At 45.2% G+C, this 22861-nt stretch carries 19 protein-coding genes; 10 read left to right on the top strand and 9 right to left on the bottom strand.

The genetic code is table 11. From position 1 onward, the window contains the following. The first annotated feature begins 115 nt into the window (after positions 1–115). From DKW60_RS01705 to DKW60_RS01695, 3 genes are read left to right on the top strand one after another with little or no spacing between them, the layout of a single operon-like run. On the top strand, positions 116–2938 hold the full coding sequence (locus DKW60_RS01705) for an SNF2-related protein (protein WP_109835939.1): 2823 nt from the start codon (positions 116–118) through the stop codon (positions 2936–2938). Next, positions 2935–4215, top strand: coding sequence for an RNA-binding domain-containing protein (locus DKW60_RS01700; protein ID WP_109835938.1), 1281 nt, complete (start codon positions 2935–2937; stop codon positions 4213–4215). The genes DKW60_RS01705 and DKW60_RS01700 overlap by 4 nt, the downstream gene beginning before the upstream one ends. After that, a complete protein-coding gene (locus DKW60_RS01695) occupies positions 4208–5317 on the top strand; it encodes a site-specific DNA-methyltransferase (protein WP_109835937.1) in 1110 nt (369 codons plus the stop codon). The genes DKW60_RS01700 and DKW60_RS01695 overlap by 8 nt, the downstream gene beginning before the upstream one ends. Before the next feature lie 232 nt (positions 5318–5549). Here the strand turns inward: DKW60_RS01695 and DKW60_RS01690 are convergent, their stop codons facing one another. Then, entirely contained in the window at positions 5550–6551 is a 1002-nt protein-coding gene (locus tag DKW60_RS01690) for a hypothetical protein (protein WP_109835936.1), read from the bottom strand. Between the two features lie 47 nt (positions 6552–6598). Here DKW60_RS01690 and DKW60_RS01685 point away from each other — a divergent pair, with 47 nt between their 5' ends. Together DKW60_RS01685 and DKW60_RS01680 are read left to right on the top strand one after the other, a co-directional pair. Continuing rightward, positions 6599–7534: a LysR family transcriptional regulator gene (locus DKW60_RS01685; RefSeq protein ID WP_245929533.1), complete on the top strand. Its 936-nt coding sequence runs from the start codon at positions 6599–6601 to the stop codon at positions 7532–7534. A gap of 308 nt (positions 7535–7842) precedes the next feature. Continuing rightward, positions 7843–8889: a 2,5-dihydroxypyridine 5,6-dioxygenase NicX family protein gene (locus DKW60_RS01680; protein ID WP_109835935.1), complete on the top strand. Its 1047-nt coding sequence runs from the start codon at positions 7843–7845 to the stop codon at positions 8887–8889. A 6-nt stretch (positions 8890–8895) separates the two neighbouring features. Here the strand turns inward: DKW60_RS01680 and DKW60_RS01675 are convergent, their stop codons facing one another. The 4 genes from DKW60_RS01675 to DKW60_RS01660 form a co-directional block, all read right to left on the bottom strand. Continuing rightward, entirely contained in the window at positions 8896–10167 is a 1272-nt protein-coding gene (locus DKW60_RS01675) for a bifunctional alpha/beta hydrolase/OsmC family protein (RefSeq protein ID WP_109835934.1), read from the bottom strand. A gap of 68 nt (positions 10168–10235) precedes the next feature. Next, positions 10236–11651: a pyridoxal phosphate-dependent decarboxylase family protein gene (locus DKW60_RS01670; protein ID WP_109835933.1), complete on the bottom strand. Its 1416-nt coding sequence runs from the start codon at positions 11649–11651 to the stop codon at positions 10236–10238. A 62-nt stretch (positions 11652–11713) separates the two neighbouring features. Further along, complete coding sequence (locus DKW60_RS01665) at positions 11714–12655, bottom strand: nucleoside recognition domain-containing protein (RefSeq protein WP_109835932.1); 942 nt, start codon at positions 12653–12655, stop codon at positions 11714–11716. Between the two features lie 6 nt (positions 12656–12661). Beyond that, positions 12662–13081 carry an Lrp/AsnC family transcriptional regulator gene (locus DKW60_RS01660; RefSeq protein ID WP_109835931.1) on the bottom strand — a complete coding sequence of 140 codons (420 nt, stop codon included), beginning with the start codon at positions 13079–13081 and terminating at the stop codon, positions 12662–12664. 121 nt (positions 13082–13202) lie between these two features. Here DKW60_RS01660 and yjeH point away from each other — a divergent pair, with 121 nt between their 5' ends. Genes yjeH through DKW60_RS01645 form a run of 3 tightly spaced genes read left to right on the top strand, consistent with a single transcriptional unit; the run spans position 13203 to position 15774 of the window. Beyond that, complete coding sequence (gene yjeH, locus DKW60_RS01655) at positions 13203–14462, top strand: L-methionine/branched-chain amino acid transporter (protein WP_109835930.1); 1260 nt, start codon at positions 13203–13205, stop codon at positions 14460–14462. A 49-nt stretch (positions 14463–14511) separates the two neighbouring features. Continuing rightward, positions 14512–14916: a DUF1801 domain-containing protein gene (locus DKW60_RS01650; protein WP_109835929.1), complete on the top strand. Its 405-nt coding sequence runs from the start codon at positions 14512–14514 to the stop codon at positions 14914–14916. A 12-nt stretch (positions 14917–14928) separates the two neighbouring features. Beyond that, the gene (locus tag DKW60_RS01645; RefSeq protein ID WP_109835928.1) at positions 14929–15774 is read left to right on the top strand and encodes a DUF3626 domain-containing protein; all 846 of its coding nucleotides are present in this window, start codon (positions 14929–14931) and stop codon (positions 15772–15774) included. Between the two features lie 542 nt (positions 15775–16316). Here the strand turns inward: DKW60_RS01645 and DKW60_RS01640 are convergent. After that, positions 16317–17501, bottom strand: a complete 1185-nt coding sequence (locus DKW60_RS01640; RefSeq protein WP_109835927.1) for a lytic murein transglycosylase — start codon at positions 17499–17501, stop codon at positions 16317–16319. Between the two features lie 334 nt (positions 17502–17835). Between DKW60_RS01640 and DKW60_RS01635 the strand changes: the two genes are divergently transcribed. Further along, a complete protein-coding gene (locus DKW60_RS01635; protein ID WP_109835926.1) occupies positions 17836–18705 on the top strand; it encodes a DUF6279 family lipoprotein in 870 nt (289 codons plus the stop codon). 74 nt (positions 18706–18779) lie between these two features. Here DKW60_RS01635 and DKW60_RS01630 read toward each other — a convergent pair whose 3' ends face one another. From DKW60_RS01630 to DKW60_RS01620, 3 genes are read right to left on the bottom strand one after another with little or no spacing between them, the layout of a single operon-like run. Beyond that, the gene (locus DKW60_RS01630; RefSeq protein WP_109835925.1) at positions 18780–19490 is read right to left on the bottom strand and encodes a glutathione S-transferase; all 711 of its coding nucleotides are present in this window, start codon (positions 19488–19490) and stop codon (positions 18780–18782) included. A 23-nt stretch (positions 19491–19513) separates the two neighbouring features. Continuing rightward, positions 19514–21817, bottom strand: a complete 2304-nt coding sequence (locus DKW60_RS01625) for a peptidase U32 family protein (RefSeq protein WP_109835924.1) — start codon at positions 21815–21817, stop codon at positions 19514–19516. Continuing rightward, positions 21801–22034, bottom strand: coding sequence for a helix-turn-helix domain-containing protein (locus DKW60_RS01620; RefSeq protein ID WP_219988605.1), 234 nt, complete (start codon positions 22032–22034; stop codon positions 21801–21803). Before DKW60_RS01620 ends, DKW60_RS01625 begins: the two co-directional genes overlap by 17 nt. A gap of 164 nt (positions 22035–22198) precedes the next feature. Here DKW60_RS01620 and DKW60_RS01615 point away from each other — a divergent pair, with 164 nt between their 5' ends. Then, complete coding sequence (locus DKW60_RS01615; RefSeq protein ID WP_109835922.1) at positions 22199–22702, top strand: GNAT family N-acetyltransferase; 504 nt, start codon at positions 22199–22201, stop codon at positions 22700–22702. The last annotated feature ends 159 nt before the right edge of the window (positions 22703–22861 follow it).

The following is a 22861-nucleotide window of genomic DNA, read 5'->3' as shown; positions in this document are numbered from 1 at the left end:
CTAAGAATCTATGCTCGCTTGCCTCTGTTTAGGTTAAGATGCCACAATAGTGAGACACTAGAAGTGATAGGGTTTCTAACCTATTGATAAATAGAATATTGGACACTAAGCTCCCATGTATACACCTCAGCAAAGCGCGTACTTTTCACACTGGCTATCCTTGCAAGGAAACTACGAAGAATCTTTAACGCAAACTATCGCTAGTGCAAAAGTAGATATGAATGCGCATCAGGTGCAAGCAGCTCTTTTTGCACTTCGCTCGCCATTGTCTAAAGGTGTGATTCTTGCTGATGAGGTTGGTTTAGGTAAAACCATTGAAGCAAGTTTAGTTTTAGCTCAGCGTTGGGCTGAACAGAAGCGTAAATTATTATTGATTGTCCCAGCAACATTACGTAAACAATGGGCGCAAGAACTACAAGATAAATTTGAACTACCATCTGTTATTTTAGAGTCATCGAACTATAAAGATGCGTTGAAAACAGGCGCGGAAAATCCTTTTGATGTCATACAGTGGCAAGATGCTGCAATCGTTATAGCTTCTTATGAGTTCGCTGCACGTAAAGAGCTAGAGCTTGGAAGGGTTGTCTGGGATTTAGTCGTCTTTGACGAAGCGCATAAACTGCGAAATATCTATAAAAAAGAGGGTGCCAAAACAGCTAAAGCATTAGATGCTGCACTACTTAATCGACCTAAGATTTTAATGACAGCCACACCATTACAAAATAGCTTACTAGAGCTATATGGCATGGTATCTGTAATTGATCCTTATTTTTTTGGTGATTTAGATTCGTTTAAAGCGCGTTATTCCCGTCCCAATATTGAGCAGTCAGAGTTAACTCTCCTGAGTAAGCGTTTAGGTACTATTGTTAATCGAAGTTTACGTAAACAAGTGCAGGAAACAGGGAGCTTTAATTTCACCAAGCGCTACTCGCTTACCGAAGACTTCACTCCAAGCGACCAAGAGCAGCTTTTATATAATTCAATCTCTGACTATTTAATAGATCACAATTTAATTGCTATTAAGCCGGTTGCCCGACACTTAGTAGCATTAGTGATACGTAAAATACTTGCTTCTTCAAGCTATGCGATTCAGGGAACACTGGATACCATGATTCAACGTTTGAAAGATAAGCAGTCTGTTGTGGATGGCTTAAGTAAAGACTATGAGTCTATCAACGATGTAGAGGATTCCGATGATGAAGACATTGAGTATATTGACCCAGAGGTATTAGCTGAAGAAATAGAACGTCTAACATCATTTAGTGACGCCGCTAAAAATATTGAACAAGATGCTAAAGCAGATGCTTTATTGAGGGTACTCAGTCGAGCATTTGAAATGACTGAACGCTTAGGGGGGGCTCGTAAAGCCGTTATTTTTACGGAGTCGATACGCACTCAGGCTTGGCTTTACGATCTACTGGAGAAGCAGGGTTATCAAGACCAGATTGTACTTTTAAATGGTACGAATAATGATCCAAGATCACGACTGATCTACAAGGAATGGTTGGAAAAACACAAAGGCTCTGCCCGTGTTTCAGGCTCAAAAACCTCTGATATGAAAGCGGCCTTGGTTGATAAGTTTCGTGATGATTCAAGATTAATGATCAGCACCGAAGCAGGTGCAGAAGGTATAAACTTACAGTTCTGTTCCTTGCTGATTAACTATGACTTGCCATGGAACCCTCAACGCGTTGAACAGCGCATTGGTCGTATTCATCGTTATGGTCAGAAGCATGACGTCGTTGTCGTTAACTTTATCAATAAAGGTAATCGTGCTGATGAACGTGTCTTCGAATTACTTAATGAAAAATTTAAGTTATTTGAAGGAGTATTTGGTGCATCAGATGAGATCTTAGGCTCTATTGAGTCTGGAGTAGACATTGAGCGCCGCATATTTGAAATTTACCAGAAGTGTCGTAGTGATGAAGAAATTGATGCAGCTTATAATGAGTGGCGTGAAGAAAATGCACAAACTCTGGACCATCAAATCCGAGAAACGTCTCGCTCTGTTCTAAACTATTTTGATAGTGATGTTGTTCAGAAGTTAAACATGCGTAAGGAAACAACTGTTCAAAGCCTAGGTGAGTATCAGCACATGATGATGCGCTTAGCAAAGGCTGAACTTTTACCTAATGCAGACTTTCACAAAGACCGCTTTAGATATAACTCGTATTGGTATGACCTGACGTGGCCAGCTGCTGAAACACATGATGCAAAGTTTTTTCGTCCGAATGAAGGGTTAGGTAAGGAGTTAATACAAAAAGCTCAGAAGCGTCAGCTGGATGAACAAATAGAATTAACACTAAATTATGGGCAACTGGAAACACAACGAGTTGATGTACGAAATCTGATTGGCTCAAGTGGCGAACTCAGGTTGGAAAAATACATTATCACGAGTAATAAACAGCACTTAGAGTATCTTTTGGTAACCGCTTGTTTAGATAATGGTGAAGCAATACAAAGTGATACTGCGCGGCGCTTAATGTTGGTCCCAGGGCAGGCAACAGCGACAACAAAAGCTTTGATGTATTCAGATACTCTTGAGCAGCAGTTGCAGCTGGAGCGCGGTCAGTACTTTGCCAAAGCTGAGGAGCAAAGTGAACAATATTACGAAGAAGAAAATGAGAAGCTAGAGCACTGGAGTGATGACCGAAAAGCAGCTTTAGAGATACGTATGAAGCAATTAGATAGAGAGGTGAGTGATGCTCGAAGGCTCGCGCGCCAACTACCCAGTTTAAAAGAAAAAATGGATGCTAAGCGTGCTCTAAAAAAACTAGAGCGAGAACGTGACACGATTATGCTGAATTACCACGAAGAGAAGAAAAAAATCGAAGCAAAAGAAGATGAGTTGTTAGAGGAAGCCGCTGCTGCACTAGAGCTAAGTGCATACAGCGAGTGTTTGTTTACAGTGCGTTGGTCGTTACAGGAGTCTGTATGATTGATACAACTGATTTAATCAGGGAGTTGGTGTACCAACTTAGATTAGGTGAAGACTCAGCTTATGAGTTTAAGTCAGTCTCTTTTCAGGGTAATAAAATAAAAACACCTCACAAAGACGGTATTGCAGATGAAATTGCAGCATTCGCCAATACGAGTGGTGGCATTATTGTTTTGGGGGTTCATGACCAGACTAAAGCGGTTGAGGGGATACTTGCTGAACAATTAGATGATGTTGAGCTTTGGCTTACTAATATTGTAAATGAAAAAATCAGCCCACCGCCTTTAATCCAAACACGGTTAGTCGAGGTTCCTAATCGTGAAGGCTACCAAAAGCCTGTGATTTGGGTGCGTATCCTAAAAAGCTTATTCGTTCATCGTAGTCCTAATGGTTATTATCATCGCGTTGGCTCCAGCAAACGCGAAATGGCCCCTGACTTGTTAGCCCGAATGTTTCAGCAGCGCAGCATGGCGCGATTGATCCGTTTTGATGAACAAGTCGTGCCTAATGCTCCGCTTGAAGCAATTGATCCCTCCTTGAAAGAACGCTTCTTGCGCGATAATGATCTTCCTGAAAGCATGCAATTGAGTAAGCTTTATCTGATCGGCGAAGATGATGAGAAAGAGACTTACTTAACCGTTTCTGGTGTTTTACTGCTGACTGCTCAACCTTCTGATTATCTATCTTCAGCATGGTTACAGTGTGTTGCATATAGCGGCACTGAGCGCAATGCAGAGTTTCAAGTAGATGCATTGGATTGCCGTGACAGTATTGATCAGCAAATAGAATGTGCATTTAGTTTTGTGAAACGAAATATGCGCATTGAAGCCGTTAAACGACCGGGTCGAATTGATATTCCTCAGTATGATCTAGGGGCTGTTTATGAAGCGATTGTTAATGCGGTGGCGCATCGTGATTACGGCGTCCATGGAGCGAAAGTTCGCTTGCATATGTTTAGTGACCGCTTGGAAATAATGACACCCGGTGGCTTACCAAATAGCTTAACGGTTAAAACGATGGACGCTAACAGTATTACTCGTAATGAGACGTTGGTTAACTTGTTAAGTCGTTATTATTCAGCTGACCCAGTGACTAAGCGGCAAAATATTATTGAGCGCCGAGGCGAGGGTGTTCCCAAAATTTTGTCAGCAAGCCAAACGCTATCCTTACAAAAACCAAAGTATGAGCAATCTGATGAAGCACAGGCTGAGTTAAAATTAACAATTTATGCAGCTAGCAAAGCGATGAACGGAATAGTTGAGCAATTTGATGAGTAAACAAAAATTAGAGCTAACGTGGATTGGTAAAGAAAAACGGCCACGCTTGGAGCCACGTATTTTGCTAGAAGATCCTGAATTTTCTTATCGGGCTGACGTACCTGACTTAGCTGAGAAGGGTGAAACAACTGACTTGTTTTCACAGACAGAAGAGGATACTCCAAAGCCTTTTGAAGACAACATTCTGATTCATGGCGATAACCTATTGGCACTGAAAGCGTTAGAGCAAGAGTACGCGGGGAAGGTTAAGTGCATTTACATTGATCCGCCTTTTAATACAGGTGATGCATTTGATAATTATGAAGATGGCTTGGAGCACTCCGTTTGGTTGTCTTTAATGCAACAGAGAATTGAACTGTTATTCAGTCTTATGTCAAATGATGGAACTCTTTTTGTCCACATAGATGACAATGAAATAGCCTATCTCATGGTGATTCTTGATGAAATTTTTGGGCGAAAAAATCGTATAAATATCATTACCTTTAAGCAAGGGTCGGCTACTGGGCATAAGTCGATTAACCCTGGCTTAGTTACTACGACTAACTATATTTTGGTCTACGCTAAAAATAAGGAATATTGGAAACCTAATCGGTTATTTACTGCTCGTGAGAGAGATTCACGTTACTCTCAGTTTATAAAAAACACGGAAGAACCATATTCAAAGTGGTCTCTTGAGCCCCTAAATTTAGCATTTTCCAAGCACCTTAATATTCCTCAAAAAGATTTAAAAAAACGTCTTGGTACTAGTTATGAAGATAAAATTACTGAGTTTGTTATAACGAATGCGGATAGAGTTGTTCAGCCTGCTAGACCTGATTATAAATCGGTTGGTCAAAATATACGTGATGCCATCGATTTATCAAAAGAAAATCCTTCGGAAGTGGTGTTTTTAGAGAGAAAAGATCATGGCAATATGTACTTTAAGAATGGACAGCGTTGGTTATTTTATAAAAACAAACTTAAACTAATTGATGGCGTATTTGTCTCTGGTGAGCCGCTGACAAATCTCTGGGCGGATATATTATCGAACAACTTACATAAAGAGGGTGGGATTAAGTTTCCTAAAGGAAAAAAGCCAGAAGCTTTAATAAAGAGAGTATGAGATTTTATCAAACTCTTCACTATCGGGTCTTTGTGGGAGGTTTAGTTAATAGACGTTTGAAGAAGGTATGTTGTAGTTCTAAGTCAAAAAACAGTTTCTGATGTTTCGCTGATTTTCTGTGTAACAAAAATTAGTTACTGCTAAAACATTGAGCGTGTACTGTTTAGGCTATCAACACCACGTTACTTGTGAAGCAGTATCGAGGCGTGATAGCTGGATATTATTGAGTACCTTAAGCGACCTGAGTTTGTGCTGGCTTCTGAATATCAACCGGCGCATTAGTACGTGGCAAACGCACAGGCTGCTTAAATTCACCTTGCTTTAGACCTTGCGCAAGCGTAATCAGCTCACGAACTTTTTGCAGTACAAATGCATTTTGCTCGGTATTCGCCCCATCCTTTGGAGACTCAACTGGCAGGTGCTGTAGCGACATATTCGGCGCAAGCCATAGGCGTTCTTTCAAACGATTAGCAAATGGCGTCAATTTTTCCAGCCATTTATTCAAATCGGTCTTAGCCAGATCATCTGCGCTCAATACACCCAGCGATAGAATTTTATGACGTGGCAACCAATCAACTACGCGTAAAATTTGCTCTGGTGCTGTGCAAGCATCGATATGAATCGCCTGAACCGGTAACTGGCAAGCAATTTGTAAATTACGGTTCAATGCGCCATAAGTGCTGGCTACCATGACTTTCACAGGTGCACGTTGTAGTCTGAAGTAACTAGTGCGGTAAGCATGCTGCCATTCACGACTCAACTCTTGTGTCAGCATTGGCTCATCGAACTGAATCCAAGGCAGTTTGTGCTCACCCATTTCAGTCAGCAGCTGGGTATACAGTGGCATGACTTTATCAAGATAGCTCATGCGCTCGGCGTCATCACTGAGGTTTAATGACCACAGTAAACTAATCGGGCCTAGCACTGACGCCTTACAAGTGTAACCTGCCTTATCAGCCTGTTTAATCTGCTCGACTAATGCGTCAGTGTTGAGCTTCAAAGCGATATCTTGCTTTGGTGTAATCGCCTCAAAATACTGGCTACTGCCGAACCATTCCGTGCATTTCGTAGAACCACTGCAAGCTTGATCGAATCCGAATAAGTGATGATTAAACGCCACTTGCTCACTCACACTACCCGTGTGCAGGGTAAGCAGGTCAGTATGTACCAGTGCATCGGCTTTACTTAGTGAAGCTGGATTGTAAACCTGTCCAAGTGTGTGAGTGGTGATCATGGTGAGTCCTTGTTTAAACTATGGGGCAAGTTTACAAGCTTCAATCAATGATGAATAATGATAGTTATAAGACTATCCATGAACTGAGTTCATCAATGATTGAACGTATCCATCTGCAAATCATACTGGCATTGCACCAATACAAGACGTTGACCGCGGCTGCCAGCTCATTAAATCTGTCGCAATCGGCACTTTCTCATCAGATAAAACACTTGGAAGAGCGCCTCGGTGTCAAGCTGTGGCAGAAAGAAGGGCGCTTGCTTCGTTTGACCCAACCGGGAGAGCAATTGCTGAGTTCCGCACAGCGCGTGATTCCTGTTTTGCAGCGCACAGAGCAAACCTTACAGGCGTACTCCGAGGGGCGTCAGGGGAATTTGCGCATTGGTGTGGAGTGTTACCCATGCTATGAATGGTTGATGCGGGTGATCGCTGACTTTCTGCAATCCTCACCAGAAGTCGATGTAGATATTGTGCAGAAATTTCAATTCTCCGGCGTTGAGGGATTGCTGAATCATTCGGTGGATTTGTTGATCACGCCTGACCCGTTTGAACACCCCGGATTAATCTTTGATAGCTTATTTGATTACGAATTAGTGCTGGTGATTGCTGAGGATCATCCGCTGGCAAAAGAGAAATATTGTAAGCCTGAGATGCTACGTGACCAGACTTTGCTTCTGTTTCCCGTTCCCGTCGATCGTCTGGATATTTATACCGAGTTTTTGATTCCAGCTCATGTGAGTGCCAAGGCGCAAAAGTTTACCGAGTCGATCGAAATGATGCTGCAGCTGACGGTTTGCCAGCGAGGTGTGTTTACCTTGCCGCGTTGGTTAGCGAAGCTGTATTGCGAGCAATACCCTTTGACCACCTTGAAACTGGGTAAGAATGGCGTCAATAAAACGTTGTATGCCGCTTACAAACAAAGTGATGTTGAGACGCCGTATTTGCATGCGTTTTTGGAGCTGGGGAAGCAGAAGCAGTTGTGATCGTAGGCAACACCCCTCGCAGGAGTACCTATGTCTTTCTTTGAAGTAATTGATCCGCGCGTTAGCTGTTATGTCATAGATAATGCACCGTCTGACTAAGTCGGGCCGTCATTTTCTATCTTTCATACGACTAGAGTCTGGCATTTGAGTTGAAATTGACAATCCTGCACCTGACATGGTCTACTGCGTTCAGTTTACCCTGGGAAAACCAGTTAGCTTTGCCGTTCCTTTCCCGCTGGGTGATAATGAAACTTTCCCTAAGCGATGAAACTCGCAGACTTTCACTGTAAGAATAGGAAAACCAGCAGATGATGCAAGAAATCCCGGAAGGCAAATGGGTCGCCTCTTTCAAACGTGTATTCGCGCTAAACGGAATTGGCGAAGGGACTGAAGTCGTCATTATCAGTGAGTCGCAATCACGCCCGGTATTGCGTCAACTTGCGGCCTTAGCGTTGTATGATCTTGGCGCAGTTTACTCAACCATTGTCTTGCCAACACCACCTCAAACCGCCCCTGTACCGGTCAAATCAACCGGTGCCTGCGATGCTATTCAAGGCAAGCGCCATGTTATCGAGGCGTTAAAAGCGGTAGAGGTCATTGTTGATGTGACTGTGGAAGGCTTGCTTCATGCAGAAGAAATGGCAGAGGTTGAGAAAGCTAATACACGCTTATTAGTGATCTGTAACGAGCACCCTGAAATTCTTGAACGCACTGAGCCGAGTGCCGAGCTCGGGCCTAAAGTGGCTCTGGGCATTAAGATGTTAAATGCAGCCTCTGAAATGCGAGTGACGTCTGCTGCTGGCACTGACCTTACCATCAATATCAAAGATGCACCGTGTGGTGGAACGCCCGGGTTTTCAACGCATCCCCGCGGAGTCAGTCATTGGCCGGGTGGGCTTTGCCTTTGCTTCCCGCTGGCAAATACGGTGAGTGGCAAGATTGTTATGAACACTGGAGATATGAATCTGACCTTTAAAGAGTATATTCGTGATCCCATCACCATCACGCTCGAAAACGATTACATCACCGACATCCAAGGCGAAGGTTTAGATGCAAAATTATTTCGCGAGTATCTTGCTGCGTGGGATGACCCAAAAGCTTACGGCATTAGCCATATCGGTTGGGGCATGAATCCAAAAGCGCGTTGGGAAAGTTTGGCGCTCTACGACAAAGGTGACATCCAAGCCACTGAGTTTCGCGCATGGGCAGGAAATTTCCTCTGGTCCACAGGCTCTAATCAATTTGCAGATCGTTTCACCTTAGGGCATTTTGATTTGCCGATGCGTGACTGCAATATTTCTCTCGACGATACACCCATCGTGATAAACGGCGAACTTCAGGAAGAATTGGCATGAGCACTTTTAATTCCAAGGCTGCTCACGCGTTCTGACGACTAAATCATTCTCCAGAGTGCGATGCACCGGACAACGGTCCGCGATTTCAATCAAGCGCTGGCGTTGTGCTTCAGTCAAATCACCTTTTAGTTCGATATCACGGGTAATGCGCTCGATTTTACCGGTTTTACCGTCGCAATCCGGGCAGTCATCGGAGTGAATACGCTCGTGCTTCAGACGTACATTAATATCTTCCAGCGGTAACTTTTTGTGGTTGGCGTACATGCGAATGGTCATCGACGTGCAAGACCCCAGCGACATCAACAGTAAGTCATAAGGGCTTGGGCCAAGATTGCGGCCGCCATAGCTTAGAGGTTCATCTGACAAAACCTGATGATCCTCAGTATACAAACCGCGTAGGAATTTGAGGTCTTTTTCAGTCACCAGCACTTCGCCATGTTTAAGTGATTTGACCAGCGCAGGTACATCTTCAGAAACGCTTTTTTCAACCTCAGCATCGGAATCGATTGGTGCGTCATCTAAATAACGATCCGCCCAGCTTGCCAGTGTTTGTGCGACAAATTCAGCATCTTCAGCACGGCTTAGTAAATGATCCGCGTGATCCAGCGAGACATAGCTTTTCGGATGTTTGGCAGCAAGAAAGATCTTCGCTGCTTCATCAACCGGCACCACATTATCAATCGGTGAATGGAAGATCATTAGTGGACGACGTAAATCACCGATGTGCTCAACATCAGCATGCTTGCGAAGGTCATCAACAAGCTGTTTGCGAATTTTAAACTGGCGCATTCCAATCTGAACATCGGCTTCACCCTTGTTTTCCAAAGTGTCGATTGAGCAGTGGAAGAGATGCTCTACGTGATCTGCGGTCGCTGGCGAGCCGATAGTCACCAATGCTTTGACACAAGGCATTCGATCCGCGGCACTTAAAACGGCGGCACCACCCAGACTGTGGCCAATCATCAGTTGCGGGGCTTTAAAGTCACGCCCTAGCATTTCTGCAGCATCGATTAAGTCATCAATGTTGGATGAAAAGTTGGTATTCGCAAAGTCACCGTCGCTATTGCCCAGTCCGGTAAAGTCAAAGCGAAATACCGCGATGCCGTGTTTGGTGAGTGCGCGTGAGATACGGGATGCTGCAGCAATATCCTTACCGCAGGTGAAACAGTGTGCGAATAATGCATAACTGCGTATGGCCGTGCCCGCTGGTGGCTTTTCCAGTAAGCCGGCTAACTCGATTCCATCCCGATTGTTAAATGTGACTTTTTTACGCGGCATTGCTGACTGCACCTTATGGTTAAATGATTTGTTGTATTATACGTCGGCTGATGGATCTCAGATACAAACTAGCGCGATAATTGTTCACCGATCCTGATGATCTCTGCCAATAAGTCATCCAGGTGGCGCTGCTCCAGCTTATTATTGGATATTACCAGGCGAATGCCGAACTGCTCACGCAAGGTTGAATAGTCCACATAGAATGATCCGGCTTTTTTCATCTCATCGAGAATCGCGAGATTTAATTCAGCAAGTTGCCCTTCGCTGTAACCGGTAGAGGGAGTGTAGCGGAAGAATAAATTCAGGTAGTCCGGCTCCACCAATAATTCCATCTGTGGGTGTTGCTTGATGAATTCACAACAGTACTGCGCTAGTTGCATGGAATGGTTAATCTGATCGCGATAGCCCGCTGTGCCTTTACTGCGCCAATCTAACCAGAACTTCAGGGAGTCGACCCGACGACCACATTGCAACGACTTCTGGCCGAAGTTGTAATCCGCATTTTCATCGGCATGGAAGAGGTACGAAGCGCCACCACCGCTACAGGCAGATTCTAAAATACCTTTTTCGCGCAGTAATACGGCTGAGCATATCAGTGGAATGGACATAAACTTATGCGCATCCCAAGTCACCGAATCTGCACGCTCCACCCCTTGCATGAGAGCTTTGTGTTCATGACTAAATGCAGCTGGGCCACCCCAGGCGGCATCCACGTGTAGCCAGAGCCCGAATTCCTGCGCGATATCAGCGAGTTGATCAATCGGATCAAATGCACCAGCAACGGTTGTCCCAGCGGTAGCGCCTATCAGGAATGGTTGTTTACCGTCAGCAATATCCGCTGCTATCAGTTGTTTCAGGGCAACCGGACACATGCGAAAGCTTTCATCACTGGGAACCCGGCGCATATTGTCTGTGCCGATGCCTAGTGTAAACACGGCTTTTTCATAGGAGTAATGACACTGGTCAGACACATATAGGATCGGCTGTTGTCCCCGATATCCCTGAGTTTTTATCTCAGGCCAGCGCCTATGCAAGCCGCATAACAGGCCGAGTAAATTGGCATTGCTACCGCCACTGGCCATGATGCCGTCACCATCATCAAAGCCAAGTAATTGATTCAATCCATCAATCAATTGTTGTTCCATCAGGGTCGCTACCGGCGCAACCTGAAATGTGTGAGCGGCGGTGTTTGTAACACTGCTTACCCAATCACCGGCAATCGCTGCTGCTGTACTGCCGGCGTATAGCTGTTTCATAAAGTGGGGGTGGGAGGTACGCACGCTATACTGTAAGAACTGTCGGATATCATCCAAAATCTGCGCTTCATCACAGGCGTCTTCAGGTAAGTTTAGCGCCAGTATTTCACTCAACTCAGCCGCACTGTGGTACTCACTAATGCTACGATCAGTCTGCTGACATTCGTCCAAATACTCTGTTAACAAAGCAGCGGTCTGTTGTAGCAGGGGTGTTTCGTTGGCATTCATTACGATGTTTCCTTGGGGTTGAGTTGTTCAATTTAGGGAGTTGGGTTGAAGAATAGGCGATTTTACATGGCAGCGATATAGTGCATGATGGTGCGTAGGGTAATGGCAACGAGTGCGCCGTAAGCCGCGGGTTTCAGTACAGAGGCAACACGTGGCCCCGCGCTAATTAAAATGGCCACACCCGCAACATCAAACGGTGTAATCAATAAGGCTGCGCTGATGTGAAATTCTCTCAGGCTAATCACATCCTGCTGTAAATATTCGGTCATAACGCCCATCATCGCGGTTCCCCCTGCGATGGCTTTGGTCACCAGCGGGAGTAGCATTGCAGAGGATAAATCAAAGCTGTTAAATAGCGGCATTAGCAAACTTTCTAAGCCAGCAATCAGACCCGAAGAGCGCAGAATATTCACCAATAATAAGGCCAGAACCAACATTGGAATCGCAGAGATCGCAATATTCCAGGCCTCTCGTCCCGCACTATTGATGAGTGCTAATATACCGCGGGTGTCATTTGCGGTGGGGTGTGTAGGTAACTCAATGGCAGGTGCATCATGATCATTTAAGGCTCGGCCAAACACATAATAGGTAGAAGCAGCACCTGCCAGTGCGCCAATCATCGATATACAGATAATGAGTGGTGTGTTGACACCAAATGCGGCCATTGGAAAGGTGACATTCGCTTGCGCAGCACCAAACACCATGGCCAGAGTGGCCGCGATTTGACGACGCGGGATCGCACTTTTATCCATCATCGCCAGCGTAGCCATTGGCGCGGCAACCCCGACAAAAACCACCTGAATTAAGGCGAATAAACCCAGTCCCGGAATGCCGAACCAACGCACTAAAGGCGTTGCACGCTTCACAATCCAACCCAGAATACCACGGGCTTCTAAAATGCGCATAAAGGTGAGCATCACGATCATGATGGGCAGCAAGACAAACAGCGCCAGCTCAACCCCGGAGCGCCCGGAACGGAGGATTAAATCTGCAAATTCAGTCATGGCTGTTTATGATTCCCATTCACCCATGACAATGTGAGTGGTCACCTTGCTGACATTGGGTATTTTATCCAGCTCGCTACGAATCACATGCAGTGCTGCCATGGATTCGGCTTCGGCATATAACAATAAGTCCAAATCACCACTGATGCCATGGCATAGCTTAATACCCTCTACCAATAGGGCATTTTTAGCGATGGATTCACAATGATAGCCGCCATGACGAATTTCAAAATAGGCCTTGAGCTGTCTGTTTTCAGGCGTTTTACAAATCACCTGATAACCCAGAATTTCACCACTGTCTTCCATACGTTTGATGCGCTCAGACACAGCGGAGCGTGACAGGTTCACCCTTTCAGCAATTGCTGACACGCTTTGGCGAGCATTGAGTTTTAGTTCATTGAGAATTTTTTTATCAAATATATCCATCTGTAACGACCTGGCGACGATATGAATCCGTTGGCAGCACAATGACGGCGATATGGCGGTGCAAACGACACAGTGCTAAGGGGGCATACAGTAAACTATTGCTTTGATCGGGGAAATGAAAATGACATCACTAAATCCAACAATTACGCGATGGCAAGGCGTTGGCTTAATGGCCAGCACCCTGCTGGGCACCGGCGTGTTTATCTTGCCGCAACTGACTATTAACGAGGCAGGGGACTGGGCTGTATGGACCTGGGCCTTACTGGTTGCTGCGATATTGCCACTAACGTGGGTGTTTGCTGCGTTGAGTAAACATTATTCTCATGCCGGTGGTCCTGCCTTTTTTGTGCAAGAAGCCTTTGGCATTCGTTATGGTCACATGGTTGGCATGATGTTCGCCTGTGCGGTGCCATTGGGTGCACCGGCTGCATTGATGATGACTTTTGAGTTTTTAAAGCCGTTGATAACGCTCACACCACTGCAGGCCATGCTCGGACAAATCACTGTGATTGGTGGCATGTTTTTATTAAATCTAAAAGGCATGCAACTGTCAGGCAAGGCGCAACTGGTTCTCACACTTGCCATTGCGGGTGTTGTATTTACCATGATCGCAGCGTTTTTATTTAGCTCAAGTGACATAGCGGTTTCAAAAGAGGTGGCACAAGGGACATCAGGTGGCGTGATGGCTGCTGTCGCATTGGCGATCTGGGGCTTTTTAGGTATTGAGGCCGTGACGCACTTATCGGCAGAGTTTAAGGATGTTAAGAAAGACTTCGTCCCTGCCGTAATGATGGGCACTGCTCTGGTGGGGGTGGTGTTTATGTTCTGCACCTATCTGTCGATGTTTGATCCGACAGCTGACTTGGCCATGGTGGCTGCTTATCAAATGCTACTGGGAGACAGTGGGCCATGGGTGATTGGTATTCTGGGGTTGGTTAGTGGTTTTGCGACTGTGAATGTATATTTTGCCAGTGTTGCGCGATTGGTGTGGGTGCTGAGTAATGATGGTGTGTTGCCGAAGCAATTACGCGGCTTAAACCAGCACGGTACACCACGCAACGCCCTGTTAATTGTGCAGGCGATTGCCATTCTGATTATTATCGGCACGTACGTGATGTCAGAACCTTATGAGCAGATTGTGCGCTGGGTGAATGGGGTATTTGTATTTATATACGCCGCCTCCATGCTGGCTGCGTGGCGATTATTAAGTCAACGGCATCGTCCAATTATTGTATTGGGTTTAGCAACCTGTGCCGTGTTTGTTTACTGTCTTGGTACTTCAATGATTTATGGCTGTTTGCTGGCTGTGGGATTATTTATCTGGTTGAAAATTGTTCCGAGTCAACGCGCTACATCGCAGGCAGTCTCAAATTCACTTTGAAAAATGATATATTGAGGCTGAGCAATCGATAGGGTGGGAGGAGTATGTGATGCAGCAGGAGATAAAAAACAGACTTCAGGACTACCCTAAAGATGCGCAATCCGCATTATCACAACTGGATGTGTTGATTTATTCCGTCGCTAACGATCTCGAAATCGCCGATATTACTGAAAGTATAAAATGGGGCGAACCTTGTTATAGCTGTAAAACGGGCAGTCCAATTCGTTGTGACTGGAAGCTTAAAACACCACAGCAGTATTATCTGTTTTTTAATTGTCAGACCAAGCTGGTAGATACCTTTCGTGAGTTATATGCGGAGACGTTGACGTTTCAGGGAAATAGGGCGATTGTGCTGAATCTAAATGAGGCTCTACCCGAAGAGGCCATTCGACAATGCATTGAAATGGCGTTGAATTATAAGAAAATCAAACACCTGCCATTGCTGGGTGCCTAGGATAGGCCTTATATGGTAGCTGTCACGGTTAATTTCCATCCTTATAAACGAACGAAAAATGGAAACTCGATTTTACAGGCATTTCGCCAAGACCCCTATTTACGATCTCAGTATGAGACGCGGACCAGTAATGGAGGGTTGACCGCTTATCAAGGTGGTGCGAGGTGGCAATGGGAGAGCCGCATCTTTAATCAGAAATATGATGCTGTGAGACCTGAGGAGCGTCCTAAATACGGTGCCTTAAACTATCTGAATCATAGGGCTGGTGCTTCGCCACGCTTCGGCTCTGCGTATTTTTGTTTGAGGCCTGAAGTGCTTGAGCGTACGACATTTTGTTATCCTGACAGCTGTTTTAATCCTGAAGATTTTGCTGATTATAAAGGCATAGACAGGCTAATTCGGCTGGCAGATCAGCATGATGGTGATCTACTGGATCAATACATCGAAGCGCATATTCATGGGCAAATCAGTCTGCAAGATGATGTGGATTGTTTAGTGTTAGACCCTGTATTTAAGGGGACAGTCATTGAAGCTGAGGCGCAGCGATTAGCCGTTGATATTGAATGGCATAAAGGTTTTCTCCTGAATGTTGCCATACTGGATCAACATTTGGATTATCGGGGTGAAGAATATGTTGCTTTAGCAAAAGCCATTGCATCTGCTGATAACGCTGTAGAGTCTATCAGTGGTTGGGAGTGTGAGACTGATATAGGAATGAAAAGTGCTCCGACTCACACCTCAGATGATGGTTGTCTGGATTGCCTGAAACTGGCTCAAGCTGAATTGTCGGGACAATATCCGGCAGATGCTATCAAACGCGTCTGGCATTATCTGGCACGATTTGGTAATCAAAATTAGATGTGCCTAAAAGCAAAAGACCAACCCTTACTAGAAATAATAAAATCACCGGAATAAAAAAGGGCGCTTCCTAAAAAGCACCCTTGCTCAGCCCCCCAGACTAAGTCGGTAGGATCAGTATTGATGGTAAAGCTCCATTTAATACCGCATCCGATGTGCCAGATATGTTGGCAAGCTATACGCTATCTACATCATTTGAGTGATTGCTGTTTGTCATCACACCAAACTTACTTGGTACGTCTGATTTGCCGAGATTTTGAGGTGCAAATGTGCAACCTTCAGCAATGATACGGTTGGTGTTGATAATAAAAAATCCTACACAAACTTTGTCGATTTGTTCGATGCTAAGGACGCCGATGCGCAATTTATCTGGTCGTCGAATCTGGTATTAGATAATTTGGTGTTGCTGCGTTCTACCATTAAATAACGCGCTTCATTGCCGATAAAAAAGCAGACTCTGGTGTTTAAACCGTAGTCTGCTTGTTAGTTTTGTGACTGTCGGGTTCGTTAATTAGATCAATGAACCCTGTGGTAGATACAGCTTATAACCTTTGAAAGAAGGGCAAATCAGGATAACCATCAGCGGGCAGTTTCATCTGCAACTGAACTTGACGAACCGCGGCCCGCGTTTCCTCACCAATAATCCCGTCAATTTTCGTGATCCGTAGTCCACGTGCGCGTAATTTCGATTGTAATGTTTTCACTTGCCCAACATTCAATACCTGTATTGGTGCGTTCCCATAACGAACTTGTCCTGCGCCAGCATAGCGCGATGCAAGGTATGCGGCTGACGTTGTGTAAACGGTTGACTCATTCCAGCGTAACATCACATCAAAGTTTGGAAATGCTAAAAAAGCTGGGCCATTTCTGCCCATCGGTAATAACAACGCAGTGTTGGTGTTGCCATGAAGCGCCTGACCGTTGATATGTGTAACACCTTGTTTAGCCCATTGCGAGACAGGTAGCTTCTTATCCAATCGTGCTAATGACCAGCTCATTTGTGGAGGCACGCGCACTTCAATGAGCCATGGCTGTTTGGCTTGCCAACCGTATTGCCTCAGCAAGCTTGCGGCAGAGGCCAATGCATCAGCTTTGGAATTAATCAGGTCACGACGGCCGTCACCGTCGTAATCCACCGCATGCTTGTTATAGCTGGATGGTATAAATTGCAACTGCCCCAATTCACCGGCCCAGGCACCACGCATTTGTACAGGTGTGATATCACCGCGTTGGATTAACCGTAGCGCGTGGATTAACTCGTTTCTGAAAAAACTTCCACGACGGCAATCATAGGCGAGGGTGGCTAAGGCTTGCAATGTGTGAACATTGCCGGTGACATTTCCAAAATCCGACTCAAGCGCCCAGTAGGCAGTCAGTACTGGCGCTGGTACACCAAACTGTTTCTCGATGCGTTGAAACAAGGGGTAGTCTTCCTGCATTTTTCGCTTACCATTACTTAACCGGTATGGATTCGCTTTGGTCGCAGAGTACTGAAGGAAGGTTTGAGCAACGGTATTTTGTGAACGATCCAGCTGAATAATGCCCGGATCAAACCGCACATTATTGAGCGCGCCATTGACGATATTGGCAGGAATGCCGGATTTAATCGCTTGTTGTTTAAAGCCATTCATCCATTGCTGGAAGCTACCACTGTTTCTGCACTCCGCGAGTATCGGGTTACTCAGTGACAATGCTCCAAGCAATACGAGTAGTTTAAGCTGTTTCATTAGGGCTCCTTTTTTATCGTGGCGTTACGCACGGGCGGTTTTTTTGCGTTCCTCCACTAAGTTTATCAGCCAATCCGGGCGCATCCTTGGCTCGAATTCCAGTAATCGTTGTAATATACGCTAGATACACTGCAGAATCTGTGGCAGCAGGTGGTATTTACATGCCTATCAGATCGTCGCTTTATAAGCGCACGACACCGCGCTCAGGACTCGAATCATCGCCGTAAACATTGAAACGATGCCTCGTCACTGTAGTCATAGACTAGATGTCACGAAGTAGCTTGATGGCAGAGTGACTGATTGATCATCCGACCAGACTAATAAGGACAGGAATATGCAAAGGAAAGTTGCACCTAAAATATTCATAGTCAGTTTACTGATAGTATTTTTGGCAGGCTGTAGCAGTATTAAACTTGGCTATCGTTTGATGGACAACGCGATTCGCTGGAAGGTGAATGATTATGTCAGTTTGAACAATGTTCAGAGCGCTGAGCTAACGCGTGGTATTAATAACTTTCATCGCTGGCACCAAAAAACACAGTTGCCTTTATATGCCAGTTTTTTGGGGAGAAAAGCCATTCAATTTGAGCAAGCAACATTAAGTCCGGCAGATGTCAGTAAAATATATGATGAGGCGTTTTCTCTTGCCATGCTGAGTCTGGATCAACTTGGCCCTGTCATTACTAACATGCTGCTCTCACTGGATGATGAACAAATTCCTGTGGTGATCAGTAACCTCAAAAAGGAATCTGCCAAAGACCTCCGCAAAGATTTCGCTATATCGCAGAGTCGTCGGATCGTTAAACGTCAGAATAAAATGATCAAGCGTATCAGTAAGTTAACCGGCGGTTTGAATCAGACACAGCGTGACATGATCGCCGCATGGGCAAACAAGTTACCGGTTGATAAAACGATAAGGGTAGAGCGGCAAGATCGTTTTGTTGAGGTGTTATCGAAATACTTAAACGAGCGTTCTGATCCGGCAAGGTTCAGGCAGAATGTGATGGCACAGTTTAAGACGCCGGAGCGATTTTCCAGCCCGGCTTATCAGCAGTCGTATAAGAAGCGCAAACAGATGACCTTACAGCTGATGTCAGATTTATTTAATGCTTTGACGCCGACACAAAAGACTCGATTAATTGCTTCAGTGAAGAAATACCAGTTTGATTTTCTGTCTTTGGTGCCGAAAGTGAGTAAGGGCTAATGACGTCTTTAGCGACTTCAAGTGGTTTGAGGTGAGGTGTGTCTCGGTAGCTATATAATTAAAATAATGCTGCCTTAACCAAATAAACACACTTCGCGCTCATCCAGCCACAGAGGATAGAGCACCATCGAACGTTGAAATAAGCGACTCTGTAGTTGATGACTCAACCAACGGTGCAGACTCGCATACTCCGGCTGATTAAACACGGGCTTATTCACGCGTGAAAACTGCCGGATAAAGGGTAGTAGGGCATAGTCCAGCAGGCTAGGCGTGTCTCCCATAAAGAAGTCGTGCTTTGACAAACGCTGCTCCAAGTCCTGCACGAAAGGCTCGCATGCCAACCGACAATCTTCCAGATTATCACCATGAAAGCGTTTTGCTCGTTTATAGCGTTCTAAATTTGGTTTGAATTCATCATCGTTGCACTGAATGATTCGTAGCATTTCGGTCAGTGCTGTTGGATCGTGGGAGTAGAGGACATTCTCAGGGTCGTTTAGATTCAATGCCCACAACATGATATCCAAACTTTCGTCCATGACAGTATACTGTGGCTCACTATCTGCTGATGCCTCATTTCCCAAAATCAATACAGGGACCGTTGCTTTTGGTGATGCCTGTATCATCTCATCCGGTTTGTTTTTCATCGTGATGGCGCGGATCCGGACCGTCTGCTGTGCCAGTAAAATCGCCAACCTCGCGCGGATCGCATAGGGGCAGTTTTGCAGAGAATAGAGTATTGGCAAGGTTGATTGTGCCGTTGTTGTCCCAGTCGATTTCGTTGACATACAAGACTCCTGATGATTCTGATTTACAGACCCTGACGATACTGAGCATTAGTCGATAGCGTCACCAGCTCACTAAGCTGTTTTGCCGCATGGAAATGTTCATCATCACTTCTGCTGCTCAGCAGATTCTCAAAATAGCTAATCAATTGAGCTTTGTCATGCGGTTGCTTGGAGCCTGCTCCGATATTGGTGAGGTCGATAAAGAATTCATCAAACAAATGCCCCAAATCCTCAACAATTTCAGCATTCAGGAATTGCTCGTGGTTATAAATACTTGGGTAGCCGCCACGTTGCTTATCGACGGCAAAAGAAACACCTTTGACATTGGTAATGGTGGTGGCTTTGCTGCACTTCAACATGCAACCATCTTCGATGCTTGGCTTTTTGCAGCCGACCGTTTGCTGGAAGAAACACTGACGACTCGTCATCATCAGTATGGGATGGTAAATGCTGTAAAGTAGTTTAAAGCCTTCACTTGGACGCACGATGTTTCTGATTTGCACACGGTTAATTTCATTAGAAATAAACGCACCGGCACAATTGAGTTCTTCCTGAAGCGTCAGCAATGCGTAAGAGTTCGTGGTATTCAGGAATGGCCCGGCAATCCACTCAATTCCCATTTCATTGGCGACATAGGCGATACCGGTATTATTACTTACGATACGTTCCGGGCGTATGGCCTTCAGCAAACGCACGGATTCATCATAATCCTTACCAATTAACACGGCAGGGAACCATGGAATCAGTTGAGGGTTCCGCTGGAAAATGGCGATGTGTTTGTCACAATCTTTCTTCCAGCTCTCAGGCAGTTTGAAATAGACATCCGCATCACTAAGTTCACAGAGATGGACATCTTTTTCATCAGCAATCAGTATCGACAAGCTGTTTTTCAACTTACCGCTTAAAGGGAGTTTCGGGTGCTTTATTAGAGCCGGAACCTCAACCGGAGGTTTGACTTCTACATCATTATTCAATAAAAATAACGCCTGTTTTTTCAGCGTGTTGAGCTCTTTAAACGGAATGCTCAAGTCGTTACCGAGTTCGCTATAGTCTATTGTCTGAAGTGTGTAGCCGTCAGGATTGAAGTTCTTAAAGCTTTTATCAATGACTGCCTGGCTGAGTGCTAAGTCTTGCGCTTCCCGGAATGACGAATCACTGAATAGCTGATGAACTTTTGCATGCGCTGTATTGTTGTCAGCGACAGACTCACCAACCGTTATTGTCAGGCATAATGGCTCACCTAGTTGGCCAGAGAATGTGAGATGTAAGCTTTGTTTGGCAATGCTGAGGTATTTGATTTTGCTTTGAAGTTCATCACTCAGTTCATCCTTTTTGGCATATAAATCAGCCTTGGCTTTCTGAATATGTATCACCGTTTTAGCACCACTTGCTTTGACGGCATGTTCCAGACTGTGGTCACGAGGATTGTCGATAAACATATCCTTGGTGAGATTTCCCTGTAAAAAAGAGTTGGTGAAATTACGGTTAAACACACGGTGCAGATTCGAATCGTCGGGTGCTAATTTGCCTTCTCTAATAAAGCTGTCCATCGATTTTCGCCAGGTATCTGTCACGGTATAAACATAATGTGCATTCTTGATGCGACCCTCGATCTTTAGTGAATCCACCTGTGCATCGACCAACTGTGGCAGGTCAAAATACGCCGAATTATCTTTTAAATTTAGCGGGAAACGATTCCCCGCTTCGGTGATTTCATACTCGTCACGACAGGCTTGGCTGCAGCTGCCGCGATTCCCTGAGTTACCCACACTGACAGAACTGGAGTAACATTGCCCAGAGAAGGCAATACACAACGCGCCGTGTACAAATACTTCCGTCAGTACATCATGCTCATGTGCCAATGCCGTTAATGATTTGATCTCATCGATATTGAGTTCGCGTGACAGATTGACGCGAGAGGCACCAGCTTTGGCTAAGAACTTAATCTGGCCTTCATTATGGGTGGTCAGTTGGGTTGACGCATGTATATCCAGTGTCGGAAAGTACTTTTTCACCAGGTGAAAAATGCCCAGATCTTGCACGATGATTCCGTCAATACCGGAGTTTACGATCTTATTGAGCAGCTTGATCAAGGCGGGAATTTCTTGCTCCAGAATCACCACATTGATGGTTAAAAACACTTCGCAGTCGTATCTATGTGCTAAACGTATGACGCCCACAAGATCATCATAAGTAAGATTAGCGGCACGGTTACGGGCATTGAACTTATCAAGGCCGCAATAAACTGCATTGGCACCAGCGATGACCGCTGCTTTTATGGCTTCAACATCACCACCCGGTGCTAATAATTCAATCTTTCTGCTCATGTTTTTGCTCGTGTATAACGTTAGAGCAGGAGTTTAACGGTATCGGCTGCGTATTGGTATGAGTAGTTCGACGATATTCGCCGGGTGTGTGAGGTTTCCAGCGGTTCCATGTCCGCCGCAGGCTGCGCTCTGCTGCAAAACCACAACGCTCTGCAATCTCATCAAGCGGCAATGAGGTTTGTTCCAATTGGCGCTGCGCCAATTCTAATTTAGCCAATTGCAAAACACATAGACGACTTGCCAGTCATTGTTACGGGTATGACGGTAGGGGACTAGTTTGGGACTGAAGCGGACATGTTGCTTTTGTAGTAGATGATTTGAAAGTTGGAAGTTGACACAGGTTATCGTAAATATAGTTAATAGTTTTTCAAGGAGTATTTTATGGTATTGATTCGACAAGTAACCGCTGCAGATGCTCAGGCTATCGCGGATACCTATAACTATTATATTGAGCAGACGACTATTAGCTTTGAAGAGCAGCTGGTGACTGCTGCGGATATATCAAAGCGTATTCAAAAAACACAAGATGCTGGTTTCACTTGGCTGGTTGCAGAAGAGGAGGGCGAGCTTGTTGGCTACGCGTATACCTCCAGCTGGAAAGAGCGCGCGGCCTATAAACATACCATAGAAGTTTCCGTGTATTTGGCGAATGGCAGTAGTTCACGAGGTATTGGTCGGCAGCTTTATGAGGCTTTGTTTGCCAGCTTTGAACAGTCATCGGTGCACGTCGTGATGGCGGTTATTGCATTGCCTAATCCGGCTAGTATTGCCTTGCATGAAAAGTTTGGCATGAAGAAAGTCGCACACTTTACTGAAGTGGGTAAAAAGTTTGATCGGTGGATTGATGTTGGGTATTGGCAGTTGCAGCTGAATACGGAAAATTAAACTAAGCCTTCACGTTTATTTCACATCTGCTGTGGCAAGCTTCTGATAAATAGCAAAACTTTGCTTAGATTTTAAAGGAGCTATCCGCATGAAAAGACTATTTAATAAAACCAAATCAACAATGCTGGTGGGGCTTGTCACTTTATTAGTCCTCTTCAA

The sequence above is a fragment of the Leucothrix pacifica genome, from assembly GCF_003172875.1.
In the GTDB taxonomy this organism is placed as follows: Bacteria; Pseudomonadota; Gammaproteobacteria; order Thiotrichales; family Thiotrichaceae; genus Leucothrix; species Leucothrix pacifica.
The sequence above is the reverse complement of the archived record's forward strand: the minus strand, read 5'-3'. Positions and strand labels throughout refer to the sequence as shown.